Annotated in this window: 16 protein-coding genes; 8 read left to right on the forward strand and 8 right to left on the reverse strand. The window is 49.7% G+C overall.

All coding sequences use genetic code 11. The features are described 5' to 3' along the window. Positions 1-138 precede the first annotated feature (138 nt). The 3 genes from C0068_RS00580 (at position 139) to C0068_RS00590 (ending at position 2,833) form a co-directional block, all read left to right on the forward strand. Complete coding sequence (locus tag C0068_RS00580; RefSeq protein ID WP_103682549.1) at positions 139-1,005, forward strand: alpha/beta fold hydrolase; 867 nt, start codon at positions 139-141, stop codon at positions 1,003-1,005. Continuing rightward, complete coding sequence (locus C0068_RS00585; protein WP_103682550.1) at positions 1,002-1,733, forward strand: alpha/beta fold hydrolase; 732 nt, start codon at positions 1,002-1,004, stop codon at positions 1,731-1,733. The genes C0068_RS00580 and C0068_RS00585 overlap by 4 nt, the downstream gene beginning before the upstream one ends. 209 nt (positions 1,734-1,942) lie before the next feature. Further along, complete coding sequence (locus C0068_RS00590; protein WP_103682551.1) at positions 1,943-2,833, forward strand: FAS1-like dehydratase domain-containing protein; 891 nt, start codon at positions 1,943-1,945, stop codon at positions 2,831-2,833. Positions 2,834-3,109: 276 nt separating this feature from the next. On the opposite strand, the gene C0068_RS00595 is transcribed toward C0068_RS00590, so the two are convergent. The 6 genes from C0068_RS00595 to C0068_RS00620 all read right to left on the reverse strand — a co-directional run bounded on the left by C0068_RS00595 (position 3,110) and on the right by C0068_RS00620 (position 10,466). Further along, on the reverse strand, positions 3,110-4,333 hold the full coding sequence (locus C0068_RS00595) for an amidohydrolase family protein (RefSeq protein WP_103682552.1): 1,224 nt from the start codon (positions 4,331-4,333) through the stop codon (positions 3,110-3,112). A 108-nt stretch (positions 4,334-4,441) separates the two neighbouring features. Next, entirely contained in the window at positions 4,442-5,323 is an 882-nt protein-coding gene (locus tag C0068_RS00600) for a MaoC/PaaZ C-terminal domain-containing protein (RefSeq protein WP_103682553.1), read from the reverse strand. Positions 5,324-5,364: 41 nt separating this feature from the next. After that, entirely contained in the window at positions 5,365-6,159 is a 795-nt protein-coding gene (locus tag C0068_RS00605; RefSeq protein ID WP_103682554.1) for an enoyl-CoA hydratase/isomerase family protein, read from the reverse strand. Between the two features lie 84 nt (positions 6,160-6,243). After that, positions 6,244-7,041 (reverse strand): enoyl-CoA hydratase/isomerase family protein, encoded by a 798-nt coding sequence (locus C0068_RS00610; protein ID WP_103682555.1) that lies wholly within the window; start codon positions 7,039-7,041, stop codon positions 6,244-6,246. 24 nt (positions 7,042-7,065) lie between these two features. Then, positions 7,066-8,223, reverse strand: a complete 1,158-nt coding sequence (locus C0068_RS00615) for a thiolase family protein (protein ID WP_103682556.1) — start codon at positions 8,221-8,223, stop codon at positions 7,066-7,068. A gap of 20 nt (positions 8,224-8,243) precedes the next feature. After that, on the reverse strand, positions 8,244-10,466 hold the full coding sequence (locus tag C0068_RS00620) for an acyl-CoA dehydrogenase family protein (RefSeq protein WP_103682557.1): 2,223 nt from the start codon (positions 10,464-10,466) through the stop codon (positions 8,244-8,246). A gap of 140 nt (positions 10,467-10,606) precedes the next feature. Here C0068_RS00620 and C0068_RS00625 point away from each other — a divergent pair, with 140 nt between their 5' ends. From C0068_RS00625 to C0068_RS00640, 4 genes are all read left to right on the forward strand, one after another. Then, a complete protein-coding gene (locus C0068_RS00625) occupies positions 10,607-12,139 on the forward strand; it encodes an AMP-binding protein (RefSeq protein WP_199176071.1) in 1,533 nt (510 codons plus the stop codon). 12 nt (positions 12,140-12,151) lie between these two features. Continuing rightward, the gene (locus C0068_RS00630; protein WP_103682559.1) at positions 12,152-12,757 is read left to right on the forward strand and encodes a cysteine hydrolase family protein; all 606 of its coding nucleotides are present in this window, start codon (positions 12,152-12,154) and stop codon (positions 12,755-12,757) included. 121 nt (positions 12,758-12,878) lie between these two features. Next, positions 12,879-14,591 carry a cytochrome P450 gene (locus tag C0068_RS00635; protein ID WP_103682560.1) on the forward strand — a complete coding sequence of 571 codons (1,713 nt, stop codon included), beginning with the start codon at positions 12,879-12,881 and terminating at the stop codon, positions 14,589-14,591. Continuing rightward, positions 14,566-15,195, forward strand: coding sequence for a TetR/AcrR family transcriptional regulator (locus C0068_RS00640; RefSeq protein ID WP_103682561.1), 630 nt, complete (start codon positions 14,566-14,568; stop codon positions 15,193-15,195). The genes C0068_RS00635 and C0068_RS00640 overlap by 26 nt, the downstream gene beginning before the upstream one ends. Positions 15,196-15,269: 74 nt before the next feature. Here C0068_RS00640 and C0068_RS00645 read toward each other — a convergent pair whose 3' ends face one another. After that, positions 15,270-16,088 carry an alpha/beta fold hydrolase gene (locus tag C0068_RS00645; RefSeq protein WP_158249884.1) on the reverse strand — a complete coding sequence of 273 codons (819 nt, stop codon included), beginning with the start codon at positions 16,086-16,088 and terminating at the stop codon, positions 15,270-15,272. Positions 16,089-16,171: 83 nt separating this feature from the next. Here C0068_RS00645 and C0068_RS00650 point away from each other — a divergent pair, with 83 nt between their 5' ends. After that, positions 16,172-16,771 carry a TetR/AcrR family transcriptional regulator gene (locus C0068_RS00650; protein ID WP_103682563.1) on the forward strand — a complete coding sequence of 200 codons (600 nt, stop codon included), beginning with the start codon at positions 16,172-16,174 and terminating at the stop codon, positions 16,769-16,771. Between the two features lie 220 nt (positions 16,772-16,991). On the opposite strand, the gene C0068_RS00660 is transcribed toward C0068_RS00650, so the two are convergent. Next, positions 16,992-17,867 (reverse strand): IS982 family transposase, encoded by an 876-nt coding sequence (locus tag C0068_RS00660; protein ID WP_103682565.1) that lies wholly within the window; start codon positions 17,865-17,867, stop codon positions 16,992-16,994. Positions 17,868-17,950: the final 83 nt, after the last annotated feature.

Below are 17,950 nucleotides of genomic sequence, written 5' to 3' on the forward strand. Positions count from 1 at the left end.
CGAATTCAACTGTAATTTACAGCTTTTAATATTGCATAAACACCAATTATTATCTGGCTTACTAAATCATATAAGTGATATATCGTCTTTTTTAAAATTAGCGGTTGGATACTGAATAGCACGAGATCAGGAACAGCAATGACCAATAGCGCGACCATCACACCCAAATCTCTAGAGCTGCTAGGGAAAAACCAAATCAAGCTTAAGGCCGACAGTTTTGGGGCAGATAGCGCACCCACAGTCCTTCTTTTGCACGGCGGCGGCCAAACTCGGCAGTCTTGGCAGGGCACTGCACAAATCCTTGCAACACAAGGATATCGCGCTATTAGCATAGACCTGCGCGGTCACGGCGAATCGGGTTGGGCGAGCGATGGCGATTACCAATTTGAGTCAATGCTCGAAGACATTGCCGCCTGCTGCGAACAAATCCCTGGCCCATCGGTCTTGGTTGGCGCCTCTATTGGCGGCGCATTATCGTTATTGCTGGCGGCACACCGCCCAGAATTATGTCGCGCACTGGTGCTAGTGGACGTCAGCCCAACCATAGAAATTGCCGGCGCCCAAGGCATTGTCGATTTTATGCGCGCCCACCCCGAGGGTTTTGCCAACCTTGACGATGCCGAAGCTAGTATTGCCAAGCACAACCCCAATCGCCAGCGACAAGCCAGCCAATCTGGCCTCAGCCGTGTGCTGCGTAAGCGCTCGGACGGTCGCTGGATTTGGCACTGGGATCCACAATTTGTAAACGATGACTGGCAAAACAAAGTCGCAGAACTCAGCACATTAATGAAATCGGCCTCCCCCAAAGTCAGCCAACCGTGCTTATTGATTCGCGGCCAGTTAAGCACCATTGTCAGCATGGCTAGCGTAGATGAGCTCAAGCGCGACATCCCCCACCTCAAATTTATAGACATCGCCGGTGCCGGCCACATGGTGGCGGGTGATCGCAACGACATGGCCAGCAAAGCATTACTGGCATTTCTTGAGGAGATAACAAACCAATGATGGCAGATGCCATGGTTTTTATTCACGGCGGCCAGCACGATGCCCGCTGCTGGGATCCGACACTACTCGCGCTTAGAGAGCGAAGCTCAACACCCCTGCTGGCGGTTAACCTGCCTGGGCGCAATGGGGAAGCTGGTGACTTAAGCACGCTAAGCATCGCTGAATGCGTTAACAGCATGCTCAAACAAATTCGAGAGGCAAAACTTCAGGGCAAGCTAATGCTAGTCGGCCACTCGATGGCAGGGATCAGTATGCCCGCGCTTGCGGCAGAGCTAAATGAAGCCAATCTACACAGCATGGTGTTTATTAGCTGCTGTATACCCAAAGAGGGACGCAGCGTCGTTGAATCTCTAGATCCCCCAATGGCACCCATAGCAAAATTCGCTGCCAAGTACCTGAAAACCTTGCCACCACTGCCAAAGGCCTTCGCCAGCTGGGTATTTGGAAATGGTATGACGAACCAACAAAAGCGCTTTTTAGCGACCACCCTATGCCGAGAAACAACCCGCATCACCCGCGAGCAAGTAAGCCGAACCAACATGCCACACTGTCCGCGACATTGGATATTGCTAGAGCGGGACCGCGCTATCAGCCCAAGTCGTCAGCGTGAATTCATCAACAATTTAGGGGGCGTCAGCAGCGTTGAGAGCGTGGACTGCTGTCACGACATCATGATTGCTAAACCAGAATTACTCGCCGACAGCTTATTGCGCATTAGCAATGCCTAGAAAATTCAATAACCAACACATAATCAGTCAAAATATAGCACCCAAATATCAGCACTATTAAGCCAACTACTTTAATATATAAGAATAAATAATAAATTATTAGTTTTAAAACTTACACAGTATAAGTTATTATCACAATCATACTAACAGTTCTGCGCAGCGATATTCCACCGTGGATCATCCCGCGCTTCCAATCGAGACATAACACTATGAGCTCAGCAGATAAACAGAGCACAGCACAGCAACTCAATTACGAGGCCGTCATGAACTGGCCCTTCGAGTCGCTAACTGAGACATATGACAAAGATGACTGCATTGCCTATGCATTAGGTATTGCCGCTGGCACCACCGCTGGCATTGAAAATGAAGAGCATACCTACATTAGCGACCACCAACCCAAAGCCTTACCGATGATGGCGATTGTGCTAAACGAAGGCAGTATGTGGACCATGGACCCCAAGACTGGCATCGATTGGCGCAAAACTCTGCACGCCGAAGAGTCCATCACCATCCACAAACCAATTACCAATGCCGCCACTCTTACCGCCAATTACCACGTCGAGGAAGTATATGATCGCGGCATTGGCAAGGGCGCTTTTATGTATGAACAAAGGGTGCTCAGCGACAAAGACGACAGCCCTGTTGCCACCGTACGTATTGGTACATTCTTAACAGCTAACGGCGGCTTCGGCGGTAGTGCCACCCACACTCCTGCACCGGTTAAAGTCCCTGCAGAGCGCAAGCCAGACCAACAATTAGACCTATTAACCCCTAGCCGCGACAACACCCGCTACCACCTCGGCGAGCAATTTGTGGGCGCACTTAAAAATGTTCCAGGCGCGGAAGGAAAACCACCACTACGTGGCGTTTGCGCGTTTGGTGTCGCCGGTCGTGCACTGCTGCATATGGCCTGCGCAGATCAGGCAGAGCGCCTTAAACACATGGGACTGCGCTACAAGGCACCGATATTTGCAGAAGAAACGCTACGCACCGAAATTTGGTATGACGAATCGCCTGGCAAAGCCTACTTCCGGGTTATATGCATAGAGCGCGACACCGTCGTAATGGACAACGGCATATTGGAATTTGAGGTGATCTAACGATTCCTTGGTTATGCTGCAAGCGAGGCCAGCCCAGTCACTGGGCACAAGCTGCAATTCTTAGCCCCCGTAAGCTGGGTCTCCATGAGAACGCCCCAATGCTTCATAGCGAACTCAACTGTGCGGAAACGGCGCCCCCGATGTAAGTTTTACTTTTGCAAGCTAAAACCTAATTACGCACTATCCTAAACGCCACTTACACCTTCTCTTGAGATTGGCGAGCCCCACCCACTGGAAAAAATATCCTCCAGCTCTACCAAGAAGTGCTAACAAGACCTAATTGCGCGCGCCTTGCAACAGCCCCTGCAAATTCTCGCTCATCACCTTCTTCACGTCCGACTTTGGCAATACTGCAAACTCGCGGACATAATCCAAGGGATGCGCCAAACCCTCGGGATGAGGAAAATCACTGCCAAATAATATCCGCTCTACAGGAATTAATTCGGCCAACTCACGAATATTATCTTCGTAAAAGGGCACAACAAAAACATGCTTGTGGAATTGCGCCACCGGGTGCTCCTTAAAGCTATTGGGCATTTGTCCGTAAACCATCTCCAGACGCTTCAACAGCGCAGGCAGCCAGTGGGCACCATTTTCAACAGACGCTACCCGCACATTTGGGAAACGCTCAAACACACCATGGCAAATTAAGGCCGACAAGGTGTCACTAATAGCCCTGCCCAACGCATCCAAGCAAGCCTTAAACGGCGTGGGCTCAAAAGGAATCCACTCCTTGCCGCCACCTTCCCAGCGGCGGCTCATATCGTCGTAGCCGGAGTCTGAGGCGTGCAGGCATACAAAAATGCCGGCGTCATTAACCCTAGCCCAAAAGGGATCAAACTCCCGATCACCGGGCGAACGGCCACCTAAAGGCCCCGGCACGGGTGCCGGGCGAATACCGACCACCCGCGCTCCGCGCAGCAGTGCGAGATCTAACTCTTTTACAGCAAGATCGACGTCCGACAGATTGATCATGGCGACGGGGTATAAACGCTCACTGCGGGCAAAACCCCACTCGTCTTCTACCCAGCTGTTTAGCGAGGAAAACAGCGCGGCAATGGATTCTGGCTTATGGCCTAGGCGCGCCTCAACAACCGACGCAAGAGTTGGAAACACCATTGAGGCGTGAATACCCTGCTGATCTAACTCTGCTAATTTACCCTTCCCTGTGCGCCATAACTCTGGCGGCGCCAACGGTTTACCACTGAGCTCACGCATACTTAGGCCATCATGATTTTGACCGCGATACCACTTCTCGTGCGCACCAGGAGCAGCCACTACTGCAAAATCAGGATTGGGAATATAGTCAGTAATCACCCCGGCAATCGCCAATTTTTTGCGGCCATTAATGTCAATAAACTGAAAATCTTTAGCAAACTTTTTCGGTAGGTGGCGCAAAAATGCTTCTTCACTTTCGTATAAGTGACTGTCGGCATCCCACACTGGAAAGTCGAGATTATCAGTGGTAATACTGACCGCCTGTTTGCTGTTATTGTTCATACCAAACTCGCTTTCGTTTTATTTTCAAAGCAAAAAATTCAGTCCTTAAGTCGGCTCGATGCTCGGTCTGCTTAAGGCTAATAGCGCACATTAAAATCGAAAAGATATCTATATTACTGCCGAGTTAATTTTCGCTCGAACCGCCATGAAACCATTATCGATGGCTCGCACTTCACGCTCCGCAACCGACACTCTAAAATAAGTCCCGTCAGGTTCATGCCACACATCAGTACGCAGGGTTTCACCAGGGTAGACCGGCGCACTAAAGCGGCAATCCATACTCTCCAAGCGCGTAGGGTCATTGTCACAACACAGCGCAATCAAACTCTCACAGGCCACCCCAAAGCTCGCCAACCCCTGTAAGATCGGCCGCTCAAAACCAGCTTTTCTGGCTATTTCTGGGTCGGCGTGCAGCGGATTCATATCGCCATTTAAGCGATACAACAAGGCCATCTGTGGCGAAGTTTGACGCAAGAGCGAGGCATCCGCCGGGCGCTCGGGAATCCGATGAATTACCGGCTTTAACTCAGGGTTACCACCCATACCGCCATCGCCGCGACAAAATACGGTCTGCACCATGGTGCAATACAAGCTGCCACTATCTTCATCGATCAACTGGCGCTCAAAATAAACCAAAGCGCCCCTGCCTTCGCCCTTGTCGATAACATCGACAATACGACTGCGGGCCACAATATTGGCTTCACTGGGTAGGGGTTGATGCATCACCATTGACTGACCGGCGTGAAGAATTTTCACCCAGTCTAATCCGCTATCTAAATCCCGCGCCCAAAAGCCGGGATGAGCAAGAGTCATCGATAAACTCGGCAGCACTTTTAAGTTTTTTTCGTAAACAAAATCAAGCTCAGCACTATCGATTGGATCGCGCCCCATACCTAAGCTGAGCGCATAAAGCTGGACGTCTTTCGCTGTGTAGTGCACGCTCTTTTCTGGCACTTTTAATGCCAGTAATTTTTGATAGCTAGCCGCCATGTATATTCATTTCCTGTCAGTGAGGCTTGGCTTTTGGGGTTCTATTTGCCCTTAAAACTCGGTTTGCGCTTTTCAAAAAACGCCTTAACCCCTTCTTGATGATCTTCACTTAAATAAAGTGCCGGCTGATAATCTACCTCGGCGCGTAGAGCATCCTCCAAAGAGCCAAAACCCTTGGCATATGCGGCCTTAATCAAGGCAATCGGCATCGGCGCCGCCGTGCAGAACTGTTCAGCACAACCAAAAGCAACATCAATCGCGCTACCCTTGACCGCACCGTGATCAACCAAACCCAATGCCTGCGCAGATGACCGATCTAACACCTCGGCACTGAAAAACAATTGCTTGGCTTTTGCCACACCTACCCGCTGGGCGAGTGTCCACATCAAACCCATATCGGGAACAAGCCCCACTTTATTGAACACAGCGCACATTGAACTGCCTTCAGCTGCAACCACCACGTCACTCGCGAGAGCTAATGACATTCCCAAACCAAAAGCCACCCCCTCAACAGCGCACACCACCGGCTTTGGGCCCGCAGCAAGTAAACGCACAATATGGTGAGCGTGCTCAATGCGCTGGCGAGATCCAAGAATTGGTCTATCGGCCTGCATGGCCGACACATCGCCGCCAGCACAAAAATGGTCACCACGACCACTTAAGACAATGGCTCGGCAATCTTCGTCGGCATGGGCTTCGCGCAGCGCATCGGCCAAAAGCGTGGTCATTTCACGACTGAGGGCATTGCGGCGTTTGGGGTTATTCAGCTCAATATGGGTGATCGCACCCTGCTTGCGCAGAACAATGGGGCTGTCCGATGATTTGGATTCGCTCATGATCTTTCCCGATGTGAATTCTCATGTAAAAACGACGAAACCATTATCCATTACTAGACATGGTTCGCCGTTTTCAAGGTTTACTTATTTACCTTGGAAAACCGGCTTACGACGCTCACGGAAGGCGTTAATAGCCTCCTGATGATCTTCGGTCTGACCGGCAATATGCTCGTACGCCATACCCGCATCCATCATGCTATGAGCCAATTGCTTTAATGGGATATTAACCACCTGCTTAGTCCAGCGAATCGACTGCATCGGCATCGCCAATAAGCGATCACAGTAAGCGTCTACCGCAGCATCCAGCTCTTCTGGAGCAACTGCCTTGTGAATCAAGCCCATCTCTTGGGCTTCTTTACCCTTGATAACTTCACCGGTAAACAAATAGTGTTTGGCGCGGGCATAGCCCATCAGCTGTGGCCAAATTACGCTGCCACCGTCACCGGCAATCAATGCGACGTTATTGTGCGGGTCACCAAACTTCGCAGCTTCTGTTGAGAAAGTGATGTCAGCCAAGAAAGACAGGGTGGTACCCAAGCCAATCGCGTCACCGTTAACCTTACAAATTACCGGCTTTTCACAATCGAGTAAGGTGTAAACAAAACGCTTGGCTTCGCGAATAGTACGGTGCATTAACTCAGGATTGTCCCGCAGCTTTTGCATATATTCCAAATCACCACCGGCAGTGAAAGCACGGCCGGCACCGGTCACGACAATAATTTCACTCTCCAGATCTTCAGCCGCATCAAAAAACACCCGCGACAATTCTTTATGGCCAATTTCGCTGAACGCATTCAGCTTCTCTGGGTTGTTCAAAATAATATTAAGCACCTTGCCACGACGCTCAAACTTAAAGAATTCATAACGATCAAAAAAAGACATATTGCTCACTCCGTTGCGAGATTTTTATAGTGTTGACTCAGTGCCTAAGACCAATGTTGCTTCACTGGACAAGGTGCCACCATTGCCATGAGAGACGGCGAGATTAGCGTTGGCGACTTGCCGCAGCCCTGCTTCACCACGTAATTGCATGCAGTTTTCTATTATAGTAAACAAGCCGTACATACCCGGATGACAGCAGGACAAGCCGCCGCCATTGGTGTTGACTGGCAAACTCCCCCCCGGTGCGATAGCGCCACCAGCAACAAAATTGCCACCCTCGCCCTTGGGGCAAAAGCCTAAGTCTTCGAGAAATAAAATAGTGTTGATCGAAAACGCGTCGTAAACATTTACCACGTCCATATCGGCGGGTTTATAGCCCGACAAAGCAAAGGCGCGCTGACCCGATTCCGCGGCAGGGGTCACCGTGAGGTTTTCCATTTGATCGACATTAGAGTGCCACACTGCCGCCGCGCCACCCAATAAATACACCGGCTTTTTCACTAGATCTTTGGCGCGATCAGTGCGGGTCATGACAATGGCTGCGCCACCGTCGGTAATCAGGCAGCAATCGGTTTTACGCAGCGGATCCGACACCATTCGCGAGCTAATGCAGTCTTCAATTGTTAGCTCGCCCTTGCCAAACATAAAGGCGTCGGGGTTTAAATTTGCCCATGCCCGCGCCGCCACAGCGACCTCAGCCAAATGAGTTTCGGTAGTGCCGAATTCATACATATGCCGCGCCGCAGCCAGTGCATAAGACGACAGCGGATTCAGCGGCCGGTAGGGCTTTTCATAAGGCGAGGCCTGACGCATAGACACCAAGCCGCCTGCACCCGTGCGTTGGTTGCTGCCGTAGCAAATGAGCGCGGTATCGATATAGCCCATTTCCAACATAATTGCGGCATTAATCGCGTGGGAGAAAAATGCTGAGCCACCCGTGCGGTTATTGTCGGTAAAGCGCGGACGAATACCGAGGTATTCCGCCGCCGCCAAACCCGACAGCGCGTCGTCGCCAGTACACACAAATAAGCCGTCGACATCGCTCAATTTTAAATTGGCATCAGCCAAAGCCAGATGCGCAGATCGCGCCACCAAATCCATTGCCTTATAGCCATGAGCCTCGCCCATACCAAAGGTGGCAGCGCCGACTATCGCGGATTTCCCTCGGGGAAATTTTTCCATGCTATTTCTCCTAAAACTTTTTATCCGCGTGAACGTGCTAGACCAAGAGCTTGCTCTGCAACTAAGCTGCGCTGAACTTCGCTAGTGCCACCATAGATAGTCGTGCCAATGGACTGCCGATACCCAACTTCGAGGTGACCAAGGCCGTCGCGCTGCTGAATGACACTGTATGGCGCACACATATCCATTAAATCGTCGGCGTCGCGCTGGTAGTATTCGGTGGCAAATAATTTCGCCATCGGCCCCCAGTAGCGATTATGAATTTGCTCTGACATACACCATATAGCGCGATAGCAAAGTAATGTAGAAACTTCTAAATGCACTTTAGCGCGCGCCAAACGGCTGGCCGTTTGATTGTCTGCCAATAAGGGCTGACCATCGCGCTCGGCGGCAAGCGCCCATTTTTCAGCGGCGTGGAAGGCAGTGACATGACCGTGGCGATACTGATCCGCCGAGCCGTGTTCCATCTCTAAAGTAGATGCCATCACCTTGAGGCCGCCGTCTACTTCGCCCACCAAGTATTTAGCCGGCAATTTCACATCGCTGAAGTACACAATATTAGTGCGTTCATCCTGCAAGGTGTGCACGGCGTGAACTTCAATGCCGGGCAGATTCATAGGTACCAAGAACACACTTAAGCCCTTGTGTTTGGGCTTTTCGCTATTGGTTCTGGCTAATAAGAAACAGTAGTCAGCAAGGTTGGCAGCGGTGGTAAAAATTTTCTGGCCGTTAATCAACCAATCACCACTCTCCTGAACTTCAGCAAAGGTTTTAGCCGCAAACACGTCACAGCCACAGGACGGCTCAGTAAATCCCATACAGGCCAGTGATTCACCCGAACCAAAGCGCGCCAAGGACTCGGCCTTGGCTTCTTCGGTGCCAAAACGCATGACAATCTGTGCAACTTGGTTAGTGATGGGCGCCGTAACATGCTCCCAGCCCTCGGCCTCGATCACGGCGACCATCGCCGCTTGCTCATAGGCACTTTTGCCAAGGCCGCCGTATTCCGCAGGCCAATGAGGGAACAACATGCCTTCGCTAGCGGCTATTCTATTAAATTCAGGGTGAAATCCGTCGACGGAGTGGTGAGCATGGGCACGCAATTCTGGCGTCATATGCTTGGCAAAAAAGGCGCGAGTTTGCTCAGCAAAAGCCTCAGCGTCAGCACCCAAGCTGTAGTCTTGATGATTTTCGCCGGCGTCTACAAGCTTGGTCACTGGCACCACGGAGCGCTGTTCTGGCCACAGGCGATCGGCGGCATCGAGCAATGCCCGCTGGGCATCGCCAGCGCATCCCGGCCATGCTTTAGCACGGCGATAATACATTTGAATGTCGTACTCTAAAGACACGCCGTAGCCGCCAAAAGTCCGCAAGGCCTTGGCCATTGCCTTAGAGCTGATATCAGCGGCCCACCAAAACGCCATCGCCACACTCGCTGCTGCGTCACTGCGACCGGTGGCCAATGCCCAGACGGCCTTGCGGCTAAGTAGTTGGGCGCCCTCGGCTTGTGAAATCGCGTCGGCCAAAGGATGTGAAATTCCTTGAAAACTTGAAATCGGTACACCAAAGGCCTTGCGCTCATTTGCGTATTCCGCAGCCATACGCAGACCCTGCTCAGCCAAACCGCTGAGCGCAGCGGCGCATAGCACACGCCATTCATCACAGGCAGCAGTGAATTCAGCCAGGGCTTCAACGCCCTCGGCCACGGTGTAATCGCTTAAATGAACCGTATCATTCAACACCGCCAGCGCACCGCTACCTAGATTGGCAATAGGGCTAAACTGTTCCTTGCTCAGTAGATACACTGCATTGTCATCGGCAAGCACAACATAATCCGCCACGGCGGCGCCGTTTACCGGCATTTGGCGACTAATAAACGGCTGAGGCAATAAGGTGATTAGCGCACCCTCTGCGAGTTTCGTCAGCGCCGCTGACACGAGATCACCGCCAAACTGTGCCAATAAGCGTGAAGCTGCCATGTGTTCTATCAATGGCACCGAGACGAGATGACGCCCAGCCTGCTCGGCTACCAGCACCGCGTCTAGCAAGCTACTGCCTAGACCACCAGCCTCTTCCGGAAGACGCATTAAATTCAAACCCATATCCTGTAACTGCCGCCATAAGGCCGGATCGAAACCTGTGCCTTCGACGGCGCGCACTCGCTCACCGCTAGATTCAGCGGCAAATAAGCGGGCCACTGATTCCTGCAACATGTTTTGTTCGTCAGTTAAATACAAGTTCATTGCTTTTATCGGTCTCTATGCAAACATTGCAATAGATAATAAACTAACATATATTCAGTTTTCAAGTGGCAGTTTTACTGAGCTGCAATAAAAACCAATCATCACCTAGATAACAAAGAGAGATAATTGTGAGAAACCACGTGCCTTTTACACTTGCTGACACGCTGGAAGACAATGCTCAGCGCTTTTCTGATCAAGCCGCCTATCTTTTGGGCGACAATAGCATTACGCACCGTCAGCTCCTGCATCGCGCCAAACGCATCGCCTCTGCGACTGAAATCAGCGGCTTGCAGCGCCAAGACCGCGTTGGCGTATTGTCGATGAACAACCTCGCTTACGGCGAACTCATGGCTGCCTGCCAGTGGAGTGGCTTAATCTTATCAACCATTAACTTCCGACTTGCTGGGCCAGAAATTGCTCACATCATCAATGACAGCACCCCCAGCATACTGTTCTTTGAAGCCCAGTACACAGAACTGCTTGCCAGCCTTCGCGAGCAACTCCCAAGTATCAAAACCTATGTATGCATTGACGGCCACGTCGACTGGGCCAGCGACTACGAAGCCTTTATCGCCACCGGCAAACCCGAGGGCTCAAGCTTTCGTGCCCGCGAAGAAGATATCGCTGCATTGATCTACACCAGCGGCACCACCGGCAAACCCAAGGGCTGTATACTTGGCCAGCGCGAAATGCGCCTTGGCGCGCAAACCATGTCAGTCGAGACCCGCTCCGGCCCCAATGACCGCATTTTATTGGTTATGCCGCTTTTTCATATCGGCGCTATGGCGATGGGCATGGGCATCCATTTTCGCGGTGGCACGGTAGTACTTCACCGCCAATTCGACCCCGCCGAATTACTCAAGGCGGTCAATGACGACGGCGTTAGTATTCTTCATTTGGCACCGACCCTAGTGCAGATGGTTCTCGACCACCCCAATTTGCAAACGTGTGACTTCAGCAAGCTACACACCATCGTGTACTCGGCAGCGGCGATGCCCTTGCCCTTGCTAAAGCGGGGCATGGACTTACTCGGCCCGATATTTATTAACCTCTACGGCCAAACTGAAGTATTCAGCTCAGGCTTGCTTCGCGAACAACATCGCCCAGAGGGCAGTGAGCGGGAAAAACGCTGGCTCACCTCAGTAGGCCAACCCTTCCCAGGTACCCGTATTCGTATCGAAGACGACAATGGCAATATATGCCCGCCGGAAGTCGCCGGCGAAATTGTAGTGCAGTCCACCGCGATGGCGCGGGGTTACTGGAATAACCATAAAGCCACTCTAGAGGCATTCCGAGATGGCTGGTGCTATACCGGTGACGTTGGCTTATATGACGAAGACGGCATGCTGTATTTGGTCGATCGCAAAAAGGATGTGATTATCTCTGGCGGCGAAAACATATACTCCCGCGAAGTAGAAGACGCCATTCTTAGTAATTCGGCTATTGCCGAATGTGCGGTTATCGGTCGCACAGACGATAAATGGGGAGAGTCAGTCTGCGCCGTTGTGGTTATGCGTGACGGCGCGAGCCTGAGTGAAGCTGACGTTATTAGCCACTGCCAAACCATGATCGCTAGCTACAAAAAACCACGTACGGTGATTTTTGCTGACAGTATTCCAAAAATGCCCACAGGGAAAATCGACAAGGTTAGCTTGCGAAAACTCTACTGCTAGGACAAGCAATCAATGAAAGCATTCGACTTACTAGCTCAGAGCGCTCTGCTAATAAATGAATGTCAACGCGGCCTTCTTGAGGCAGAGCATAGCGTACTCCCTGCCATTACCCAGCACGCCCGGCAACGCCAGATCGTACCCAAAATCGCCGCTCTCGCAACGGCATTTCGGGAGCGTGGCCTACCGGTAATTTACATTAACGTAGAGCACCGCGCTGACTTTGCTGGTGTCAGCATAAATAATCCCGCCGTCGCCTATATTCGTCAAAAAAATGGGCTTGTTGAAGGCAGCCCGCAGGTTGACGTCGTCGCCGACCTTGCACCCCAAGCGAGCGATCACATTGTGCGCCGATATTCTGGCATGACTGCATTTTACGGCAACCAGCTGGAATCATTGCTTCACAACTTAAATTGCAAATGTTTAGTGCTGGCAGGGGTATCAACTAACGCGGCAATACCGGGCATGTTGCTGGGCGGGCTTGACCGTGGATATCAGGTCATCATTCCTGAAGACGCTATCGCTGGCTCCAGCCAAGAAGCCCACGACGCTATTCTTCATCACATGCTGGCGCCACTGGCTACCATTACCAATAGCACTGAACTTACCCACTTGCTATAAGTAACAAAACATTAAAGTTTGGACACCCAATTGACATATCGTCAGTTTTTTAAAAGAATATATCTACAGCGTTGAATTAATACCTACACAAGTACCATTACCCTAATAACAGGATCAACTCATGAGCGCCAAACAACTAATTGAACAACTCCCCGCCGCCTTCCTCCCTGAGGTAGCCGGCAATGCCGACGCTGTTTTTCAATTTGATATTAGCGAGCCCTGCTATCTCAGTATTAAAAACGGAGCCTGTAAATTCAGTGCTGGGCATGCCGCTAACCCCAGCCTGACCTTAAGCGCTGACGACGACGTCATGAAAAAAGTACTGACCGGAGAAACCAACGGCATGGTCGCGGTCATGACCGGTAAAATGAAAACCCGTGGCAACTTAAAGCTCGGTCAAAGTATGACCACCTTTTTTGATATGGACGCCTTAGCGGGTGGAGGCCGCAAGACAAAACCGAGCTGGCTGAAACGCACCTTAGGTAAACTACTATCCGGTACCGCCGTCAAACCAAGTACACCATCAGCCTCTAATACTGACGTTATACACGCTGCAGATTCTGATTGCCCCTTCCATCAGAACACTAGCGAAAAAGATGGCTTCGTTGATCGGCTACTCTACATGGAGACACCAGTTGATCCGCCTGGTGATGCCCGTAATCCTTACCCAGAGTGGGCTGCTCGCCGCGAGAAAAACCGAGTTGAAATTGAAACAGACCGCTATGGCGAAAATGCTGGCACCCTTGTATACCTTTATGGCCACGCCGAAGTAGCTGAGTGCTTACGCAACAATGAGGATTTCTCAAACGCCATCATGCAGAACATGTTTGGTAGCGTGATGGGAGATCATATTCTGGTTGGTATGGACGAACCCGCCCACGCCACCTACCGCAATCTAGTGGCGCCAGCACTGCGCCCCAAACTCCTCACCAAATGGGAGGAAAGTTTAATTCAGGTAGTTGTAGATGAACTTATCATCAACCTGAAAGCAAAAGGCAATAAAGCCGATTTAGTCGCAGACTTTACCTTTGCTTACCCTGCGCGTGTCGTCGGTCAAGTTATTGGCCTGCCACAAGAAAACTTTGAACAATTTCAACGATGGGCGGTAGGCATTTTAGAGGGCGCTGCTGACCCAGACAAAGCCGCAGAATGCGCGAAAGAAGTCCGCGTCTATTTGGCGCCATTTATCGAAGCACGGCGCAGCGACCCACGTGAAGATATGATTAGCGAGCTGGTCCACGCTGAGATCGATGGCAAAAAATTAAATGACGAAGAAATTTACTCCTTCTTACTGCTGCTCTTACCAGCCGGTATCGAAACCACCTACCGCGCTCTAGGTAGCACTCTCTTCCACTTACTTTCCAACCCCGAGCAACTCAATGATGTTCGCAATGATCGCAGCTTAGTCAACAAAGCATTAGAAGAAACCTTGCGGGTAGATCCACCTGTCCAGCTTACACCTCGTATTGCGCTGCGTGAAAGTAAAATAGGTAGCACCATTATTCCAGCCAATGCAGTGGTACTGCCCCTGCTAGGCGCTGCCAACCACGACCCAGAATTCATTGACGATAGTGATCGCTTCAACATCCACCGCTCACCACTTCGCCACATTACATTTGGCAATGGCGTACACACCTGCATCGGCTTGCATTTAGCACGCTTAGAAATCAAAATTGCGCTAAACAAGCTGTTCGATGCTTTACCAGGCCTGCGTTTTGACGATGATGAAGTTGTTAAGCAAGATGCTCATATTCGCGGTAAAAGTTTTCGTAGCCCCACTGCACTGCCAGTAATCTGGGACACAATTGATGCCAAAACAACCGGCCAAGATTAACGCCGTCAACAATACACCTACTCCTCCAAAAAGAGGCCGTCGACGTAAGGATGATACCCCCACACCCAACCGCGCCGATTTAATTAGCGCGGTTTTAACCATAGAAAAACGTGATGGTCCTGGCAGCTTGTCTATGCGCAAGCTCGCCAGTGAAGTGGGTGTTTCTGCTCGCCTCCTGTACACCATGGTAAAAAACAAAGAGGAACTTTACGATCTGGCGGTCAACTCCACACTCGCCAACTGGAAAGTACCCTCACCCTCACTACCTTGGCAGAAGCGTTTCTCTACGCTAACCAAAACCGGTTTAGATCTCTGCATGACCTACCCTGAGCTAGCCCGCCATGCCTTGCGCTTTAGCTTAGAAAACAAATACCCAGAAAGCGCCTACCGCCTCATAGACGAAATAAGCACCTACTTTAAAGAGGCTGGCTTAAGCAGCGGCGAAGCACGGCAAGTACAAATGCTATTTAATGCGCTGCTGCTTGGCGCACTGGATTTGACGCGGAATTATCAAAGTGACCAGCAAGCCAAGCTAATCAAAGAGTTCTATAAAGCACTAGACATTGCGCTCTCGCATATTCTGAAGGGAATACGTCTAAAGTGAAGATAATTACTTTTACGTAGTCGGGAATAAACAGCGCTATAAATATCAGCGATTATAATAACTGCTTATTCGCATCAACGATTACCAACAATGAACTCAGCAACCGCCTGAATCACCTCATCCGCGACCGGCATTAAGCGATGCTTATTGCCGTTTGTCTTAACCACCAATGCGCGCTTCCATATACTGGCAATTTCATCTGCGTCCGCCGGTTTAACAAATGTATCGGTGTTGTCGTAAATCAAACAAAGCTGCTGATCATCGCAAGAAGCAAAGCAGCGCTTGGTAATGTCGTCCCAGGGTACACCAAATTCAGACGCTAAATACTCTTGGTACTTTGCCGTCAACTCTTCAGACAGATCCAAACTCTTCACAGCTTCTTTTAATGGCGGATACGGCTTACAAGGCGACGCGATGCAAATATATTTTTTTGCATAAACTTTTCCCAAATATCTCGCCGCCATCAAACTAAGTCCACCCGCTGAAAAACCTACAACAGCGTAGATGGGCTGATCTAAAGATTCGCTAAACTCACAAATATCTCTAATAAACACGCCAAATCCAATTGATTTACCGGGAGATGCGCCATGACCACTCAAATCCAATACCGCAATGGTAAATCCCAACTTAGAAAGCGCTATAGCAAGTTTACCCATATCCTCAGCACCTGCACCGCCCCAACCATGCACGCAGACAATGAGCGGACCAGTGCCGATATACCACGCTACTTTATTTCCATTTGCACCGTAATTGCGCGACTCAGCAAGCCTACTCAACTCCGACCCAGCTGATGGAATACGCATTGGCCTAGACACCAATTTAACAACAACATTTAGCTGCACCGCCTTAGGCAATAGTTTTAATGCCATCCCTATAATTTTAAATCCACTCATTAGCGTCCCCTTAGAAAACACAACTTTATTAAAAAGTGTAATCATGGTTTTATATATGATAAAGAACATATTTAGGTAGCCGCATGCCTTATTCCAAAACACGCAAAATTGTTAGCAGGCAAAAAATTCTTGAAAGCGCCTACAAACTCTACTCAAGCAGGAGCTATGAGGAAGTCACTATCGACGCTGTCATGGAAAATTGCGGGATGACCCGCGGTGGGTTTTATGCACACTTTCAAAATAAGACCGAACTGTATCGATGCGCCATCGAATATGCCTTCGCCAACAGTAAGCTAGCAAACAGTGAATGCAATACGTGGCGTAATGAGAGAGAACACTTAACTGATATTTTGGACGGCTATCTAAGCCTAGAACACGTTAATGGCAACAACCCTTGCCCACTGGCATTTTTAACAAGTGACATCGCGCTACGAGACTCTGAAACTCGCCAAATCTTTGCCGACGCCTACGCTGCAGTAAATAAAAAGGTATGGGCTTACGCCAAAACATTTTCTCAGATAAACGAATCTGACATAGCGCCGCTAACCGCAATGGTGGTAGGAACCGTCGCGCTGACAAGATCCATAACTGACGAAATAACAGTCGAAAATATGCTTAAATCAACGCGGCGCCATGTTGAAATTCATTTAGGCATAACATTTGACACTAAATCGCTGACTTAGCATGAAATCAGTACAAGCTCCCAAGCTGCTCCATAGAAAATGACTGGCAAGGTACATTTCTCCCCACCTTCGTGACCCACTCAGGATCTGCAATCAGAGCGCGTCCTAAACACGCAAAATCAAACTCACCCTTCGAAATTCGTTCATTAACGTCATTGATATTGTCTGAGGTTGCGCTATCGCCCGTGGCGAAAGAAGTATAAATATACCCGTGGTGCATTTAGGAAATGACCACTTTCAGGTTGTTTAATTTATTCCCTTCACGTTGGTTGAACCATTGAATTAATGTGAGGGACGCTATCTTTGTCACAATTCTGCGCGAAATACCCTTGAACGATTTTGCATAATTCCGCCGTATCATGAACTGGTCACAAAGTTGTGAAAACAATGTTTCGATCCGCTTTCTGGCTTTACGATATTTAGCCGGAAAGTCTCTAAACTCTTTCTGGTTCTTTCGCATCGGTGTTTGCAAATTGATACAACTTGATGAAAATAAATCTGTTTGCCAAACTCTGCTCAAATACCCTTTATCGCCAATCAAAACACAATTGTTTAACTGGCCTTCAATATCGTTTAGGTAATGGATGTCATGAACCGAAGCCTTTGATATATCGTACATTTTTAACACGCCACTCGGTGAGCAAACCGCGTGTAACTTATAGCCAAAGTAGCGCATATTTTGTGCTGCACAAAAACCAAAATCTGGCGAGCTAGATTCAAATTCTTGGCAAATTTTACTGCGATTAGATCGACTCATTTTACACACTTCCAATGGCATGCTATCGACAATATTTATATCGTTATCAACATCTAATCGCGTGACAATAGCGCTTCTGATTTCTTCTAATTTAAAACTCAACCTTCGCGCTCTTCTGTTATAAACGGAGCGCTCAATTTTCCCATTGATGCACGCAGGCAGCTGTTTGAACAAAAAGTGTTCTGAATCAATGCCCAGTGTTTCAGCTGCAAGACTGAGCGCGAGTAGCTCCTTATCGCTTAGCTTAGGTGTTCTGATTTGATTCAAAAAATTATCGGCTGGCTCAATTTCGTGCAAAAGAGACAGAATTTTGCTATAAACGCTGTGTAAGTTACTCATCTCGTTACCATTTTTCTCGTAAACTAATGATAACCTCTTTATGAGGGTGAGTAACTTACCTCCTTCCTAAATGCACTACGGGT

The sequence above is a fragment of the Zhongshania marina genome, from assembly GCF_002915595.1.
Taxonomy (GTDB): Bacteria; Pseudomonadota; Gammaproteobacteria; order Pseudomonadales; family Spongiibacteraceae; genus Spongiibacter; species Spongiibacter marinus_B.